We start from the raw sequence: 2,641 nt of genomic DNA on the forward strand, positions 1-2,641 counted from the left end.
GCTTGTCGTCCAGGCCGACGAAGCCAGGCGGGCCGTCCGACGTGACCCTGCCTCCGGACGGTGAGTTCGTGCGGCAACTGCGCACGGAGGACCACTTCAGAGGCTTCCTCCGGAAGATGCAGGGCCTGATCAAGGACGGCACCTACACGGCGAGGGGTTCGTTCAACAAGTCCCACGCCGAACGCAGCGACGTCGAGAAGGCATGGGAGGGCTTCACGGACCTCACCGGCTTCCTCACCGAGGGAATCTACGGCGGCAGTCCCGCGAGCATGGCCCTCAGCTCCTACAACCTCGACTACGAACTGCTCGGGGTCTCTTGTGAGCCGGCCCGGACAGACTCGGAGTGGGATCGTGGAGCGATGGTCGGGCAGGTGAAGGTCTCCATCTCGAACACCATGACGGTAGCCTCGGCCACCCGCAGCCTCTCGGACGACGGGTACGAGAACGGGAAGTCCAACGGGCTCATGAAGGCGGGCTCCGACGCCGTCAAGCGTGTCTGGCCCGACGGTCAGAAGGACATCACCGTACGGATCAACTGGATCGAGGAAGTCTATGTGCCGTACTAGGAGCGGGCGGCGGGCGTTTCTCGCTGTCGCTCTCTCCGCCTTTCTCGTCACGGGAGCGATCGGCTGCGCACAGCAACTGAAGACCGCCTCCGCCTCGGACCCCGCTGCGGACTCTGTTCCGAGCGAAGGGCAGATCATCGGCTTGTGGAAGAACAAGGGCGGTGACCGGATCACCTTCCGCAAGGGCGGCAGAGGGACCATCTCCGACGGCGCGCAGCTCCAGCTGAGTGACCTGATGGAGAAGGCCGACACGAAGCCGGAATGCTCATTCTCCTGGGGGGTCGACACGGTTCCCGCAGGCGGCGACACATGGGTGTCCGTCAATTTCGCGGCGGGAGAGTGCGGGCCGGTACCGGGTGAGTTCGGCCTGTACGCCTACCACGTGGAGAAAACCGGTGAACTGCGGCTTTCCCCGGCCGTGGAGCACCCGAGGGCCGGTGAGATCTACGCCCGCGCGAAAGCAGACCAGTAGGGAGTGATCCGGGGGCTTTCGGCCCAGCCCGCGGGGAGACGAGAAACATGCGCCTCCCCGCGGCTGGTCCGTCGGCGGTCGTGTCGTGAGAGGGAGGCGAGGCCGGGCGGTTAATCGGTGGTGGGGCGACCTGGGGAGGGCCTATGGTGCTGCTCAGCCGTTCCCGAGGGGACGGGTGTTGGTTCGTCGAGAAGAAACAAGAGGTGAGGACAGTGATGACGGTCACGGTGACGGGCACGGCCCGCATTCAGGAGTTCATCGTTCCCACCCCTGTGGTCTCCGGCTGACACCCACTGAGGCTCCGCCAAGCTCGTTCCCGCAGGTCAGTGGGGCTGGTGTGATGCGCCGGTGAGGTCCTCATGCTGGCAGGTGGGCTGATCGTTAGCACGAGATCGTCCGGCGCGGGTGTTCTCGCGGGTTCTGGAGTGAGGTTCGGGGGGCGCCGCGTATGTTCTGCGCCGGGAGGGATCTTCAAAGCGGATGTGCTGACGTGGACGATCGAACGGCGGCTTGAGCTGGCGAAACGTGCCGAGCTGCTGCGCAAGGAGCTGGGCGAACTCGAGACGGAGGTCGCCGGGTTGGAGGCTGCCGAGGTGGTGTTCGGGCAGTGGGCCGAGGCCACCGGTGGTGGACGGCGACCGCCGGGCATCGTGTCACCGGAGCCGGAGCCGGCTGCTGTGACGGTGGGTCCGGGTGCGGGCGGGATGCGGGCGGTGCCGGACCGTGTCGAGGGGATGGGGCTGGAGGTCCTGACCTCGGAGTATCGGAGGATCATGGAGATCGTGGCCGGGGCGGACGGTCCGGTGATGGCCAAGGACGTCGCCCTCGCACTGGGCCGGGAGGCGACCCCGGCGAAGATCGAGCCGGTCCGGGGCCAGCTGCGCAAGCTCGCCGACCGGGGCTGGCTTGTCCGCACCGCGTCCGGGCGTTACCGGCCACGCTGACCAGCGACGCCGACGCCGTCAGCCGGACGGGCCGATTTATGCCGTAACGCAAAGGCCCCCGGCGGGAGTTGGTAAATGTGTGACCAAATACCAGCCCGCCGAGGGCCCTCAGGATGTTGTCTACCAGGTTCGTCTCCCGCTGTCGAAGCGGACCATCGATCTCGTCGCCGACCTGATACGCCAACGCCGCAACCAGATGCGCTCTCCCTGGCGCAAGGCCGAACCCGGTAAGCAGGCCGTCATCGTGCTCGCCGTACTCCGTCACGACCAGCGCCTGATCGACATGGCCGACGGCAACCAGGTCGGCGAGTCCACCGTCCGACGCTGGGTGAAAGAAGTCGTCAAGCTGCTGGCCGCCCGCGCCCCACGCCTGGACCGCGCGTTGAAGAAGATCGCCCGCGGTGGCGGGGTCGTGGCCCTCCTGGACGGCACCCTGATCCGCACCCACCGCCGCACCGGAAAGGACGACCGGAAGAACTACTCCGGCAACCATAAGGCCCATGGCCTGCTGTCTCTCGCGCTCACCGACGAGAAAGGCAACCTGATCTGGATCTCCGCGGCCAAGCCTGGCCGGTCCAGCGAGATCACCACCGCCCGCCACAACAAGATCACCGGACACCTCAGGGAAGCCGGCCTCGGCGCCTTGGCCGACCTTGGCT

General features: G+C 66.9%; 5 protein-coding genes. All 5 read left to right on the forward strand.

The genetic code is table 11. The features are described 5' to 3' along the window. Positions 1-566 (forward strand): peroxidase (locus IH13_RS0128350; RefSeq protein WP_158791361.1); only part of this gene is annotated, 566 nt, incomplete at its 5' end. Between the two features lie 142 nt (positions 567-708). Then, positions 709-1,038, forward strand: a complete 330-nt coding sequence (locus IH13_RS0128355; RefSeq protein WP_031088838.1) for a hypothetical protein — start codon at positions 709-711, stop codon at positions 1,036-1,038. A 143-nt stretch (positions 1,039-1,181) separates the two neighbouring features. Further along, positions 1,182-1,325, forward strand: a complete 144-nt coding sequence (locus IH13_RS43650) for a hypothetical protein (RefSeq protein WP_158791363.1) — start codon at positions 1,182-1,184, stop codon at positions 1,323-1,325. A gap of 195 nt (positions 1,326-1,520) precedes the next feature. Continuing rightward, positions 1,521-1,982, forward strand: coding sequence for a hypothetical protein (locus IH13_RS39875; protein ID WP_051835959.1), 462 nt, complete (start codon positions 1,521-1,523; stop codon positions 1,980-1,982). Positions 1,983-2,061: 79 nt separating this feature from the next. Next, the coding region (locus IH13_RS39880) for a transposase family protein (RefSeq protein WP_037842588.1) at positions 2,062-2,641 on the forward strand (580 nt) is incomplete at its 3' end.

The sequence above is a fragment of the Streptomyces sp. NRRL WC-3549 genome, from assembly GCF_000721935.1.
Classification (GTDB): Bacteria; Actinomycetota; Actinomycetes; order Streptomycetales; family Streptomycetaceae; genus Streptomyces.